General features: G+C 71.9%; 11 protein-coding genes. 8 read left to right on the plus strand and 3 right to left on the minus strand.

Annotated elements, in window-relative coordinates:
- Positions 1-31: 31 nt before the first annotated feature.
- A complete protein-coding gene (locus ABFY07_RS09085; RefSeq protein ID WP_065958891.1) occupies positions 32-469 on the minus strand; it encodes a DUF3052 domain-containing protein in 438 nt (145 codons plus the stop codon).
- Between the two features lie 505 nt (positions 470-974).
- Here ABFY07_RS09085 and aceE point away from each other — a divergent pair.
- Positions 975-3,719: a pyruvate dehydrogenase (acetyl-transferring), homodimeric type gene (gene aceE / locus ABFY07_RS09090; protein WP_346173953.1), complete on the plus strand. Its 2,745-nt coding sequence runs from the start codon at positions 975-977 to the stop codon at positions 3,717-3,719.
- A gap of 133 nt (positions 3,720-3,852) precedes the next feature.
- Here aceE and ABFY07_RS09095 read toward each other — a convergent pair whose 3' ends face one another.
- On the minus strand, positions 3,853-5,454 hold the full coding sequence (locus ABFY07_RS09095) for an MFS transporter (protein ID WP_346173954.1): 1,602 nt from the start codon (positions 5,452-5,454) through the stop codon (positions 3,853-3,855).
- Between the two features lie 116 nt (positions 5,455-5,570).
- Here ABFY07_RS09095 and ABFY07_RS09100 point away from each other — a divergent pair, with 116 nt between their 5' ends.
- The 7 genes from ABFY07_RS09100 (at position 5,571) to ABFY07_RS09130 (ending at position 12,421) form a co-directional block, all read left to right on the plus strand.
- Positions 5,571-6,233, plus strand: a complete 663-nt coding sequence (locus ABFY07_RS09100) for a TetR family transcriptional regulator (protein ID WP_428836885.1) — start codon at positions 5,571-5,573, stop codon at positions 6,231-6,233.
- A gap of 116 nt (positions 6,234-6,349) precedes the next feature.
- Positions 6,350-7,555, plus strand: a complete 1,206-nt coding sequence (locus tag ABFY07_RS09105) for an alpha/beta hydrolase (RefSeq protein ID WP_346173956.1) — start codon at positions 6,350-6,352, stop codon at positions 7,553-7,555.
- A gap of 110 nt (positions 7,556-7,665) precedes the next feature.
- Complete coding sequence (locus ABFY07_RS09110; RefSeq protein ID WP_346173957.1) at positions 7,666-8,673, plus strand: DUF4429 domain-containing protein; 1,008 nt, start codon at positions 7,666-7,668, stop codon at positions 8,671-8,673.
- 84 nt (positions 8,674-8,757) lie between these two features.
- Complete coding sequence (locus ABFY07_RS09115; protein WP_346173958.1) at positions 8,758-10,212, plus strand: sensor histidine kinase; 1,455 nt, start codon at positions 8,758-8,760, stop codon at positions 10,210-10,212.
- On the plus strand, positions 10,209-10,883 hold the full coding sequence (locus ABFY07_RS09120) for a response regulator (RefSeq protein ID WP_065958902.1): 675 nt from the start codon (positions 10,209-10,211) through the stop codon (positions 10,881-10,883). Before ABFY07_RS09115 ends, ABFY07_RS09120 begins: the two co-directional genes overlap by 4 nt.
- A gap of 139 nt (positions 10,884-11,022) precedes the next feature.
- On the plus strand, positions 11,023-12,225 hold the full coding sequence (locus tag ABFY07_RS09125) for an alpha/beta hydrolase (RefSeq protein ID WP_346173959.1): 1,203 nt from the start codon (positions 11,023-11,025) through the stop codon (positions 12,223-12,225).
- A complete protein-coding gene (locus tag ABFY07_RS09130) occupies positions 12,212-12,421 on the plus strand; it encodes a hypothetical protein (RefSeq protein WP_346173960.1) in 210 nt (69 codons plus the stop codon). The genes ABFY07_RS09125 and ABFY07_RS09130 overlap by 14 nt, the downstream gene beginning before the upstream one ends.
- 92 nt (positions 12,422-12,513) lie before the next feature.
- Here the strand turns inward: ABFY07_RS09130 and ABFY07_RS09135 are convergent, their stop codons facing one another.
- A complete protein-coding gene (locus ABFY07_RS09135) occupies positions 12,514-13,458 on the minus strand; it encodes a DUF5829 family protein (protein ID WP_428836886.1) in 945 nt (314 codons plus the stop codon).
- Between the last annotated feature and the right edge of the window lie 5 nt (positions 13,459-13,463).

Consider the following 13,463-nt stretch of genomic DNA (forward strand, 5'->3'; position numbering starts at 1 on the left):
GGGCCGTGCGCCGACGGCCCGCCGCACCGGCTCAGCGCTTCGACTTGGCGGCCTTGGGGGTGACCAGACGGCTGCCCGTCCAGTCCTTGCCCGCGTTGAAGCTCTTGGTCTGGGACAGGCCGGCGGTGGTCGCGGCCTCGTTGATGTCGCTCGGCTCGACATAGCCGTCACGGCCGGTCTTGGGGGTCAACAGCCAGACCGGCGCGCCGTCGTCGATCATCCCAATGGCGTCCACCAGCGCGTCCGTCAGGTCGCCGTCGCTCTCCCGGAACCACAGCACCACGGCGTCGGCCACATCGTCGTAGTCTTCGCCGACAAGCTCCTGGCCGGTGATCTCCTCGATGGCCTCGCGGAGCTCCTGGTCGACATCGTCGTCGTAGCCGATCTCCTGGACCACCTGATCGGGCTGGAAACCCAGCCTCACGGCAGGGCTGGTCCGCTCCTCCGCGTGGTCCGCGGTCGCGCTCACGGATTGCCTCCTGTCATCTTGCGTTCATTCCTCGAGTCGCTGTACGCCACGCGCGTACGCGGGGCATGGGGCGTAGTCCACACGGGCCGGGCGGATCGCGCAAGTACCTGGCCAGCGATCCCGCCCAAACGTGGGGGGTCCCCCCATACGGCGTTCAACGGAGTATTGGGGGAGTGTCGTCGCAACTCCCATCATGGACGAACAGCCACGAGTGAGTCACATCACTCCCATATGCCCGCTTTGCGCGTACGTATCGTCACGATACGCCGAGTACGCCGGACAGCGGCCGAACGGGGGTACGCGGACCCCGTCGGGGGTGGGCGTATGGTTGCGATTTGGCCGTCGCACCTCCGACGCCCGCGCAGCGACCGTCTCACCACGTGATGGTTACTCCCCGGTAGAGGTGACGTATCCCCTACCCGAGGTACACGATGGAGATCGGCGCGACACCAGCAGAGCACGAATCCATTGCGTGCACAGCACGACCGAAAAGCGAAGGAATAGCGTGGCTTCCGGATCCGATCGCAACCCGATCATCATTGGCGGCCTTCCCAGCCAGGTCCCGGACTTCGATCCCGAAGAGACCCAGGAGTGGCTCGACTCGCTCGACGCAGCCGTCGATGAGCGAGGCCGGGAACGTGCCCGCTACCTCATGCTCCGCCTGATCGAGCGCGCCCGTGAGAAGCGCGTCGCGGTGCCCGAGATGCGCAGCACGGACTACGTCAACACCATCGCCACCAAGGACGAGCCGTTCTTCCCGGGCAACGAGGAGATCGAGCGCAAGATCCTGAACGCGACCCGCTGGAACGCGGCGGTGATGGTCTCCCGCGCCCAGCGCCCGGGCATCGGCGTCGGCGGCCACATCGCCACCTTCGCCTCCTCGGCCTCGCTGTACGACGTAGGCTTCAACCACTTCTTCCGCGGCAAGGACGGCGGGGACGGCGGCGACCAGATCTTCTTCCAGGGCCACGCCTCCCCCGGCATCTACGCCCGCGCCTTCCTCCTGGACCGGCTGAGCGAGCAGCACCTGGACGCCTTCCGGCAGGAGAAGTCGAAGGCCTCCCACGGTCTGTCCAGCTACCCGCACCCGCGGTCGATGCCGGACTTCTGGGAGTTCCCGACGGTCTCCATGGGCCTCGGCCCGCTGGGCGCGATCTACCAGGCCCGGATGAACCGCTACATGGAGGCGCGCGGCATCGCCGACACCTCCCAGTCGCATGTGTGGGCGTTCCTGGGCGACGGCGAGATGGACGAGCCGGAGTCGCTCGGCCAGCTGTCCCTGGCCGCCCGCGAGGGCCTGGACAACCTGACCTTCGTCGTCAACTGCAACCTGCAGCGCCTCGACGGCCCGGTGCGCGGCAACGGCAAGATCATCCAGGAGCTGGAGTCGCAGTTCCGCGGCGCCGGGTGGAACGTGATCAAGCTGGTGTGGGACCGCACCTGGGACCCGCTGCTGGCCCAGGACCGCGACGGCATCCTGGTCAACAAGCTGAACACCACGCCCGACGGCCAGTTCCAGACGTACGCGACCGAGACCGGCGCCTACATCCGCGAGCACTTCTTCGGCGACGACCAGCGGCTGCGCAAGATGGTCGAGGGCATGACCGACGACCAGATCCTGCACCTGGGCCGCGGCGGCCACGACCACCGGAAGATCTACGCGGCGTACGCGGCGGCCAAGGCCCACAAGGGCCAGCCGACGGTGATCCTGGCCCAGACGGTCAAGGGCTGGACACTCGGCCCCAACTTCGAGGGCCGCAACGCGACCCACCAGATGAAGAAGCTGACGGTCGACGACCTCAAGCGCTTCCGCGACCGGCTGCACCTGCCGATCCCCGACAAGGAGCTGGAGTCCGGCCTGCCGCCGTACTACCACCCGGGCCGGGACTCGGAGGAGATCCAGTACATGCACGACCGGCGCAAGTCGCTGGGCGGGTACGTACCGACGCGGCTGGTGCGCGCCAAGCCGCTCCAGCTGCCGGACGACAAGACGTACGCGTCGCTGAAGAAGGGCTCCGGGCAGCAGCAGATCGCCACCACCATGGCGTTCGTGCGGCTGCTGAAGGACCTGATGCGGGACAAGGAGATCGGCAAGCGGTTCGTGCCGATCGCGCCCGACGAGTACCGCACCTTCGGCATGGACTCGCTCTTCCCCTCGGCGAAGATCTACTCCCCGCTGGGCCAGACCTACGAGTCGGTGGACCGCGAGCTGCTGCTCGCCTACAAGGAGGCGCCGACCGGGCAGATGCTGCACGACGGCATCTCCGAGGCGGGCTGCACGGCCTCGCTGATCGCGGCCGGCTCGGCGTACGCCACGCACGGCGAGCCGCTGATCCCGGTGTACGTCTTCTACTCGATGTTCGGCTTCCAGCGCACCGGCGACCAGTTCTGGCAGATGGCCGACCAGCTCGCGCGCGGCTTCGTGCTGGGCGCGACCGCCGGCCGTACGACGCTGACCGGTGAGGGCCTGCAGCACGCGGACGGCCACTCGCAGCTGCTGGCCTCGACCAACCCGGCCGTCGTCGCCTACGACCCGGCGTTCGGCTTCGAGATCGCGCACATCGTGCAGGACGGTCTGCGCCGGATGTACGGGGAGCCTGCCGGTGGCGAAGATCCGAACGTGTTCTACTACCTCACCGTCTACAACGAGCCGATCCGGCACCCGGCCGAGCCCGCCGACGTGGACCGCGAGGGCATCCTCAAGGGCCTGTACCGCTTCAAGCAGGGCGAGAAGGGCGCGATCCCGGCGCAGATCCTCGCCTCGGGCGTCGCGGTGCCGTGGGCGCTGGACGCGCAGCGCATCCTGGCCGACGAGTGGGACGTGAAGGCCGATGTGTGGTCGGCGACCTCCTGGAACGAGCTGCGGCGCGACGCGGTCGAGGCGGAGGAGCACAACCTGCTCCACCCGGAGGAGGAGCAGCGCGTTCCGTATGTGACCCGGAAGCTGGCGAACGCGGAGGGCCCGAAGGTGGCCGTGTCCGACTGGATGCGGGCCGTTCCGGACCAGATCGCCCGCTGGGTGCCCGGCACGTACCAGTCGCTGGGCGCCGACGGCTTCGGCTTCGCGGACACCCGCGGGGCGGCGCGCCGCTTCTTCCACATCGACGCGCAGTCGATCGTTCTGGGCGTGCTCACCGAGCTGGCCCGGGAGGGCCGGATCGACCGCTCGGTGCTGAAGCAGGCGATCGACCGCTACCAGCTGCTCGACGTGTCCGCCGCGGACCCGGGCCCGGCCGGGGGCGACGCGTAAACGGTCACGGCCCCGCCTGGTAGCCGGGCGGGGCCGCACAGGCGAAAGCGCCGGGCGGGCCGGTAACGGCCTGCCCGGCGCTTTGCCGTGCCGGGGCGTACTTGCCGCGGCGTACTCCGCCGTGGCGTACGGGTCAGATGTGCGCGGCTCCGGCGCCCGCCTCCGCGTTGGCGCCGCGCTTGGTGAACGCCGCCACCCCGGCCGCGACGAGCGAGACGACGCCCGCGACGACGAAGGCGAGGCTCATCCCGGACACGAAGGTGTCATGCGCGACACCGGTGATCTTCGCCGCGATCTCCGGCTGGGTGCCCGGGGCGATCGGCGGCTTGCCGACCTCGACCGCCTCGGACGCCTGGTCGAGCTGGGTTCCGGTCAGCGGCGGGAGCCCGGCGCGCTGCCAGGAGCCGGGCAGCGCGTCATCGACCTTGGCGGCCATGACCGCGCCGAGCGCGGCCGTGCCGATGCTGCCGCCGACCTGCATGGACGCCTGCTGGAGGCCGCCGGCGACGCCCGCGAGCTCAAGCGGCGCGTTGCCGACGATGACCTCGGTGGCGCCGACCATCACGGGGGCGAGGCCGAGGCCGAGGAGGCCGAACCACAGGGACATCTCGCCGGTGGAGGAGTCCACGTCGAGGGTGGAGGCGCCGAACATCGCCACGGCGGTGAGCAGCATGGCGACGACCAGCGGGATCCGTGGTCCGACCTTGGTGATCACCCCTCCGGCCACCGGCGAGGCCACGATCATCATGCCGGTCAGCGGCAGCAGGTGCAGCCCGCTGTCGACCGGGCTCATGCCGTGCACGTTCTGCAGGTAGAAGGTGACGAAGAAGAGCCCGCCCATGAAGCCGAAGGCCATCAGCACCATCAGCACGGTGCCGGCGGACAGCGGGATGGAGCGGAACATGCGCAGCGGCAGCAGCGGCTCGCCGGACCGGGTCTCCCAGAACGCGAACAGCGCGAAGCAGACCGCGGAGAGCGCGAGGAACCCCAGCGTCCTGGAGTCGCCCCACTGCCAGTCGCCGGACTTGATCACGGCCCAGATCAGGCAGAACATCGCGCCCGACAGCAGCGCGATGCCGGGGATGTCGAAGGACCGGGGGGCGTTCTCGGCGCGGTGGTCCTTGAGGATGATCAGCCCCAAGGCCAGGGCGAGGGCGCCGACGGGAACGTTGATGTAGAAGACGGACTGCCAGTTGACGTGCTCGACGAGCAGACCGCCGACGATCGGGCCGCCCGCGGTGGACGCGCCCACCACCATGCCCCAGATGCCGATGGCCATGTTGAGCTTCTCGGCCGGGAAGGTGGCGCGCAGCAGTCCGAGCGCGGCGGGCATGAGCAGGGCGCCGAACAGGCCCTGGAGCACGCGGAAGGTCACCAGCAGGCTCACGCTGCCGGACAGGGCGATGGCGGCCGAGGAGGCGGCGAAGCCGACGACGCCGATCAGGAAGGTCTGGCGGTGGCCGAAGCGGTCACCGAGCTTGCCTGCCGTGATCAGCGAGACGGCGAGGGCGAGCAGATATCCGTTGGTGATCCATTGGGCATCGGCGAGAGAGGCGTGGAGGTCTTCCGCGATGGCGGGGTTGGCGATGGCGACGATCGTGCCGTCGAGGGCGACCATCGTCACCCCGAAGCCGACGGTCAGCAGCGTCAGCCACGGGTGTCCACGCAGCCCCTTCGGGGGATCGGGTACGGGAGGTTCCGGCGCCCCGTGGGCGATGGTGGTCTCAGACGTCATGGAGAGAGGCTAGTGTCAGCGACTGACAATTGACAAACAACTTCACCATTCGGTAACTGTCATTTTTGCCGCGGGTATGGTGAGCAGCCCCTGAGCACCAGAAAGCGAGCCGACAGGTGACAACGGACCAGGCGGTGGCACCGCCATCGGCGGGACTACGGGAGCGCAAGAAGCGGCGGACCCGGGCCGCCCTGGTGCGCTCGGCCCTGGAGCTGTTCACCCGGAACGGCTACGACCACACCACGGTCGACGAGATCGCCGAGGCGGTCGACGTCTCCCAGCGCACCTTCTTCCGGTACTTCGCCAACAAGGAGGAGGTCGCCTTCGCGGCCCAGGAGGCGACGGACTCCCACTTCTTCGCCGCGCTCACCGCCCGGCCCGCCGGCGAGGCACCGCTCGCCGCCCTGCGCGGCGCCGCCCTCGACGCCTGGGACACCATCGGCGAGGCCGTCACGGAACTGGTCTCCCCGGACCTCTACATGCGCATGTACAGCGTGATCGAGTCGACCCCGGCCCTGCTGGCCGTCCATCTGCGCCGCACCGCCGAACTGGAGGAGCGGCTGGCCCGGGAGATCGCCCGCCGGGAGGGCCTCGACATCGAGACGGACCCGCGGCCGCGCCTGGTGGTCGCGGCGTTCAGCGGGGTGATAAGGGTGGCGGGCCGGCTGTGGAGCGAGGGCGAGGACACCAGCATGGAGGCCCTGCGGGAACTCACCGCGTTCCACCTCGACCACGTCGGGGCGGCCCTGACCGGACACTGGAGTGAACGGCAGGAATGAACAGCAGGAATGAACAGCCCTAAATAGGACAAAGAGGCCGCCCCGGGTCTGTTCAAACGTGAGAAGTGTCACGGCATTTGGCAGCCACCACCGCGCTTCTCCTAGGGTGGCCCGCGGTGACTTCCTTCTCTGAGCTCGGCTCCCCCTCCCCTGGCTCCACCGCCTGGCGTGCGCTGCTCGCCCTGGCGGTGGTGTTCGTACTGCTCGCCACCACCGGCTGGACGACCATGCGGAACCAGCGAGGGCCCGAGGGCCCGCTGGCCGCGTCGCTCGCCGCCTGGCACAAGGGAACGCTGGGCGGCCACGCCCTCCCCGACCCCTCCGGCCCGCCGCGCCGCCTGGCCCGCTACCTGGACTCGCTCACCGCCGCCCAGCGCGAGCGCCTGGCCCGCCGCTACCCCCTGGTCATCGGCAACATGAACGGCGCCCCGGCCGGGCTGCGCTACCGCGCCAACCGGATCGCCCTCGTCCAGGCCCGGAACGTCGAGCGCGAGCGGATGCACGACAGCGAGCTGACCCCGCTGGGGCGGCAGGACGCCGGGCGCCGGATGCACCGCTACGAGGAGCTGCTCGGCAAAGGACGGCAGATCCTCGCCTTCGATCCCAGCGGCTCGGGGCGGGCCGCCGAGGTCTTCGGCGACCTGGAACACGCCGGCCGGGTCTCGGTCGTGGTGCCCGGCGTGGACACCGACATCCTGACCTTCCAGAAGTCCGAGCGCGGCTACACCGCCGTGGTCGGCATGGCGCGCGCCCTCTACGACGCCGAGCGGGCCGTCGACCCGAACGGGAAGAACGCCGTCATCGCCTGGGCCGACTACACCTCCCCCAGCGGCGTCGGCATGGACGCCGCCACCGGCAAGCTCGCCGCGCAGGGCGCCCTGCGGCTGCGCGCGCTGGTCAACGGGCTGCCCGAGCTCACCCGCGTCTCGCTGATGTGCCACAGCTACGGCTCGGTGGTGTGCGGGGTGGCCGCCCGCGACCTGGCCCCCAAAGTCACCGACATCGCCGTCGCCGGCAGCCCCGGGATGCGCGCCGACCACGCCTCCGACCTGGGCACCAGCGCCCGGGTGTGGGCCATGCGCGACTCCGGCGACTGGATCCAGGACATTCCGCACGTCGAGCTCGGCGGGCTCGGACACGGCGCGGACCCGGTCTCCTCCGGCTTCGGCGCCCGGATCCTGTCCGCCGACGGGGCACAGGGCCACGCCGGGTACTTCGAGCCCGGCACCACCAGCCTCGCCAACTTCGCCCGGGTCGGGGTCGGCTCCGTCGGGACCGTGAGCTGCACGAACGGCGACAGCTGCCGGTCCGGCCTGAGCTGACGGCTGAAACTCACGCTGACGGCTGAAAATTAGCTCACGGCGCACATTCATTTGACGCGCGTAACCTCCGAAGGGGGACGGGCGGGCCCCCGCCGCATACGATGAGCCGCATGGGTGATGTGCTGGCCGGTTTTCAGACCGTCTGGGAGTTCGACACCGACTCCGTGCTCATCCGCTTCGAACGGGGGATCCGTACGCCGAAGCTGCTGCAGGCGCTCGGCGAGCGCCGCGTCCCTTACGAGGCGCTGTCCGCGGTGGAGGTCACTCCCGGCAAGCGGGGCACGGTGGTGCTCCGCGCCGTGCCGAGACCCGGCGCGGACCCCCTGATGGACGCCGCCGACGGCCAGCTCCGGGACGGCGGCGACCCGTACCGGCTGGTGCTCCCCGCCGAGCGCGGGACGCTCGCCGAGTACTACGCCGAGGAGATACGCGCCGCCCTCGGCCCCGCGGCCGCCACCCCCGCCGACTCCTACCTGGTCGCCGCGCCCGCCCCGCCGCTGTCGTTCAAGGCGTACGACGGCAAGGCGTCCTTCGACGGCAAGGCCGTCTCCTTCCGCTGGTTCTGGACCGGCGCCTCCTCGGCCAAGTGGAAGGCCGGGGACCAGCGCTTCCGGGTCGACGAGCTGTCGGGCGTCGAGTGGCGCTCGCCCGAGTCCAAGGGGAGCGGCTCCCCCAAGGAGGGGCGCAGCGGCTATCTGCGGCTGCTGCCGCACGGCGCGCAGGACGCGCCCCGGGGCGCGGGCGGCGTCGGCGCGAGCACGGCGCGCCCCGGCGCGGGCGCGGGTGCGTCGGGCTCCCCGGGCCTGACGGGACCGTCCGGCGCGGACGGCACCGCCGTGGCCACACGGCCCGACCACGACCCCGCCGCCGTCGTCTTCGGCCTCGGCTACGGCATGGTCCACGAGTCGCTGCCGTTCGCCGCCGCGGTGCTCGAGGCCGTACGGGCCACCACCCCGGACCCGTCCGCCGGCCGCGCCCGCCCCACGGCCCCGCCCGGCCGCCGCGACCCCGCCGACATCGCGGACCGCATCCGCCACCTCGGCGAACTGCACACGGCGGGGCTGCTGACGGACGACGAGTTCAGCTCGAAGAAGGCCGAACTGCTCGCGGAGCTGTGACTCCGGGCCGCTCAGGCCATACCCCGGTATGCGATACCCCGGTATGACGTGCGGGCACCCCGGCCCCCCTACGCTGTAGCCGCCATGTCCCAGCCCTCGCCCGCCTCGACGCCGTCCGCGCCCGGCCACGCCACCGCCGTGCCGTCCGCCGCGCACGAGAGCCTGCTGGCGGCCACCCGCCGCCACACCTCCGCCCTCGCGCGGGCGCTCGTGACGCCCGCCTACCCGGCGACCCCGCTGTTCGCCCGGTCCTCCCGGCGCTGGCTGCGGCGGCTGCCGTACGCGGTCGCGGGGATCCTCACCCTCGTCCTCGTCCCGGTCACGGCGCAGCTCCTCACCAACGACTACGGCGTGAACGGCGGCTTCGCCAGCGTGCTGGCCACCGCCCAGGCCGCGCCGCTGCTGCTGGCCGTGACCCGCCCGCTGCCCGCCTGGTGGATCGTCTTCATCGCCGACAGCGTCTGCGCGCTGGCGGTGCTGGGCTATCCCCACCTCCCGGCCCGCAGCTGGCCGTGGACGCCGCCCGGGATCATCGGCTACCTCTTCCTCCTCCTCGCCCTCGCGCTGCGCGAGACCCGCCACACCCTGGTCGCGGTCTGGCTGATCACCGGCGGTGTGGGGGTGCTCTTCGGGATACCGGGGGCGAGGTACAGCGACGGCAGCAACGTGCTGCTGTTCGTGCTCAGCGGCGTGGTGCTGCTGGTCGGCGGCGCGCTGCGGGAGCGCGGGGACGTCCAGCGGCGACTGGCCGAGCAGGAGACGATCAGCGAGGCGGAGCGGGCCCGCCGCACGCTGCTCGAGGAGCGCGCCCGGATCGCGCGCGAACTGCACGACGTGGTCGCCCACCACATGTCGGTAATAACGGTGCAGGCGGACAGCGCCCCGTACCGGATCGGCGGCCTGCCGCCCGAGGCGGAGCGGGAGTTCGGCACCATCGCGGCCACCGCCCGTGAGTCCCTGGCCGAGATGCGGCGGCTGCTGGGCGTGCTGCGCAGCGAGGACACCCGCGGGGAGCGCGCGCCGCAGCCCGGTCTCGACCGGGTGCCGCAGCTGGTCGAGGCGACCGTACGGGCCGGGATACCCACCAAGCTGTCGATCGCGAAGGACGTGGCCGCGCTCGGGCCGCTGCCGCAGGCGGTGGACCTGTCGGCGTACCGGATCGTGCAGGAGGCGCTGGCCAATGTGGTGCGGCACGCCCCGGGCGCCCCGACGAACGTGTCGATCCTGGCCTCCGCGGACCGTACGGGGCTGACGGTGCTCGTCGTCAACGGCCCGGCCGGCGGCACGCCCGGACCGCCCCTGGAGACCACCGGCACCGGCCACGGCCTGGTCGGCATGCGGGAACGCGTCCGGCTGGTCGGCGGCACCCTGGACACCGGCCCGCTGCCCGACGGCGGCTTCCGCCTGGCGGCCCGGCTCCCGCTCGTCGAGGTGGCCCGGCCCACAGCAGAAGCAGACACAGCACAATCAGCGAGCGCAGCGGAATCAGCGAGCACAGAAGGCGCGACAGGCGCAGAGAGGAACCCCCACGCTCCATGACCATCCGGGTGATCATCGTCGACGACCAGGCCATGGTGCGCGCGGGCTTCGCCGCGCTGCTCGCCGCGCAGAGCGACATCGACGTCGTCGGCGAGGCCCCGGACGGGAAGCAGGGGGTCGAGGTGAGCCGCAGCACCCATCCGGACGTGGTCCTCATGGACGTCCGGATGCCCGAGATGGACGGCCTGGAGGCGGCGCGCCGCCTGCTCGACCCGCCGCCCGGGGTCACCCACCGCCCGAAGGTGCTGATGCTCACCACCTTCGACGTGGACGACTACGTGTACGAGGCGCTGCGCGCGGGCGCCAGCGGCTTCCTGCTCAAGGACGCCCCGCCCGCCGACCTGATCTCGGCGGTGCGGGTCGTGGCCGCCGGGGAGGCGCTGCTCGCCCCGTCCGTGACCCGCCGTCTCATCGCCGACTTCGCCCGGCAGCGGCCCGCGCCGCGCAAGAACCTCGCCGTGCGGCGCAGCGGGCTCACCCCGCGCGAGACCGAGGTGCTGGAGCTGATCGCCCGCGGGCTGTCCAACCAGGAGATCGCGGAGTCGCTGGTGCTGGCCGAACAGACCGTCAAGACGCACATCGGGCGGGTGCTCGCCAAGCTGGGGCTGCGCGACCGGGCCCAGGCAGTGATCTTCGCCTATGAATCGGGCCTGGTGACGCCGGGTCAATAGCCCGCAGCCCGCGCCGTCTTCCCTGCCCCCACCCCCTACCCAGGTATGACCCGGCAGTTGGCTCCGGGGTGTGACGCTTCGCCATCCACCGTCTTCCTACGTTTCCCTCCGCCAGCGAACGACAGAGGGGGACGCGACCATGTCGCACACATCGGTCGGCCGACACCGGGCCCGCAGCCTGATCACCGCCGCGCTCATGGTCACCGTGATGGCGGGCACCGCGGGCTGGACCGTGGCCCATGAGCAGCAGGCCATCACCGGCCCGCCGCCCGGCACGGCCGCCTGGCGCGCGGACCACTCCCTGGGCCCCGGCGCCGCGGGCCGGCTGCCCGACCCGGCCGACGCCTCCCCCGCCGAGGTCGCGCGTTTCTTCGCCCGGCTCACCGCGGCCCAGCAGCACACCCTGGCCCTGCGCCATCCGCTGGTCGTCGGCAACCTCGACGGCGCGCCCGTGGCGCTGCGCTACACCGCCAACGCCCTCGCGATCCGGGCGGAGCGCGACAGGGAGCGGGCCGACGACCCCGAGAGCCCGCTCATCGACCGCTACACCCGGCTCCTCGCCCCCGGCCGCCGGATCCTGGCCTTCGACCCGCGCGGCCGCGGCCAAGTGGCCGAGGTGTACGGGGACCTGACGACCGCGCAGCGCACGGCGGTGCTCGTGCCGGGCTCCGACACCGACCTGGGCGACTTCGACCGCGTCAGGGCCTCGTACGGCTCGGCGGCGGGCATGGCCAGGTCGCTGCGCGCGCAGATGGCCCGGGAGGCGCCCGGGGTCCGCTCGGCCGTCGTGGTCTGGGTCGGCTACACCACCCCGCTGGGCCTGGGCCCGGACGCCGCCACCGGTCGCCTCGCCAAGGCGGGCGCGCCCCGCCTCGACCGCTTCCTCGCCGGTCTGGCCGCGACGGCCGGCGAGGCCCTGGAGGCCCCGCCGGCCGTCTTCTGCCACAGCTACGGCTCGGTCGTCTGCGGGCTGACGGCCTCCGGCCTGGACCGGGCGGAGATCTCCGACCTGGTGGTCTTCGGCAGCCCCGGGGTCCGGGCCGACGACGCCGCGGACCTGGGCCCGGCCGCCCGGGTGTGGGCGGCGCGCGACGGCTCCGACTGGGTGCGGCGGGTCACCGGCTTCGACTTCCTGGGGCTCGGCCACGGCGAGGACCCGACAGACCCGTCCTTCGGCGCGCGGGTCGTCTCAGCCGCCGGGGCCCACGGCCACACCGGCTACTTCGCGCCCGGCACCGAGTCGCTGCGCAACTTCGCGCGGATCGCCGTCGGCCACTTCGCCGCGGTCCGCTGCGCCGACGGCGCGGGCTACGACCGCGACTGCCGCCATGACCTCGGCTGAGCCCCCGCCGTCCGGGTTCGCGGTGCTGTGCGCGTATCTCTTCGCCCTGGGCCGGGAGGGTGGGGAGCCCGGCGAGGATCCCGGCGACGAGCCGCCGCCCGGGGAGCGCCGGGCGCTGCTGCTCCGCGCGGCCACCGCGGTCGTCGCCTCCCTCGCGATATGCGCGGCGGCCCTCCTGGACATCGGCTCCCCCTAGGCGGGTGGGATCGGCAGCGGACAGCGGCGGGCACGGCGACGCCGGCCCGGACGGGTCCGGGCCGGCGTCGGGGTGCGGGTCACGCGCTGCGGCTACGGCTTGTCGAAGGTCCAGACGGCGCGGGCGCCGGGGCCCACGACCAGGGTCGAGTTGCCGATCCGCTCGGTGTGCCGGTAGTCCACCGACTTGTTGAGGGCCATGGTGATCTGCTTCAGGCCCACCTTGTCGGCCGGAACCACGTCGAACTGGACCGTGGTGAGGCCGTCCTTGACGAGGACGCCACCCTTGACGTGCCGGATGTCCAGCCCGCCCGCCTCGTACAGCGGAAGCTGCTGCTTCAGGTCGCGTTCGGTGACGGCGAAGCGGACGCGGGTCAGGTCCCGCATCAGGTGGTCCTTGTAGGTGTCCGGAAGGTAGCGCTGCCGGCTGACGTCACCGGGGTAGCTCGCCGGGCCCGTCTTGCTGCGCGGGTCGGCGAAGTATTCCGGCCGGTACTCCATCGCCCAGGAGCCGAAGGCGTCGTAGGCGGTGATCGGGATCTGGACGCCGTTGAACCACGGCACCCGGACGCCGTCGCCGAAGTCACGGGTCTGGAGGAACTCGTCCGGCTTCTCGACCCCCCGCTCCTTCAGCCCCTCGGTCACCTTCGCCAGGTCGCCCTCGTGCTCGGGCGAGTACGCCACCGCCGAGGAGCCGAAGTTGGCGTCCTGGCCGGGCAGGTCGCCGGCGCCGAACAGCTCGACGTAGGTCTGGCTGCCGTACAGGTAGCGGCCCTTCCAGGTGAGGTCGCCACCGGTGGTGGTGCGGACCTCGAAGGCGCCGAACTCGCGCAGGAACTGCGAGTTCTCGACGGCGTCGGCCGTCTCCCGGTCCAGCACGCCGTAGGAGTGGTTGTAGAAGAGGAGCTGGTCATCGGCCGATGCCCGGCTCTCGGTGTGGCGCGCCGTCTGCGCGCCGGCCTGGGCGGACCCGGCGAAGGCCACACTGGCGACCACGGCGAGGCCTACTGTTGCCCTTAAAACGCGACGAATAAACATGCCGG

It is taken from the genome of Streptomyces sparsogenes subsp. cuspidosporus, assembly GCF_039532705.1.
GTDB lineage: Bacteria > Actinomycetota > Actinomycetes > Streptomycetales > Streptomycetaceae > Streptomyces > Streptomyces sparsogenes.

Bases quoted from the DNA above. Each gene is read 5' to 3' on its own strand.
- ABFY07_RS09095 (WP_346173954.1), bottom strand. From the start codon at position 5,454: ATGACGTCTGAGACCACCATCGCCCACGGGGCGCCGGAACCTCCCGTA.
- ABFY07_RS09110 (WP_346173957.1), top strand. From the start codon at position 7,666: ATGGGTGATGTGCTGGCCGGTTTTCAGACCGTCTGGGAGTTCGACACC.
- ABFY07_RS09115 (WP_346173958.1), top strand. From the start codon at position 8,758: ATGTCCCAGCCCTCGCCCGCCTCGACGCCGTCCGCGCCCGGCCACGCC.
- ABFY07_RS09120 (WP_065958902.1), top strand. From the start codon at position 10,209: ATGACCATCCGGGTGATCATCGTCGACGACCAGGCCATGGTGCGCGCG.
- ABFY07_RS09125 (WP_346173959.1), top strand. From the start codon at position 11,023: ATGTCGCACACATCGGTCGGCCGACACCGGGCCCGCAGCCTGATCACC.
- ABFY07_RS09130 (WP_346173960.1), top strand. From the start codon at position 12,212: ATGACCTCGGCTGAGCCCCCGCCGTCCGGGTTCGCGGTGCTGTGCGCG.
- ABFY07_RS09135 (WP_428836886.1), bottom strand. From the start codon at position 13,458: ATGTTTATTCGTCGCGTTTTAAGGGCAACAGTAGGCCTCGCCGTGGTC.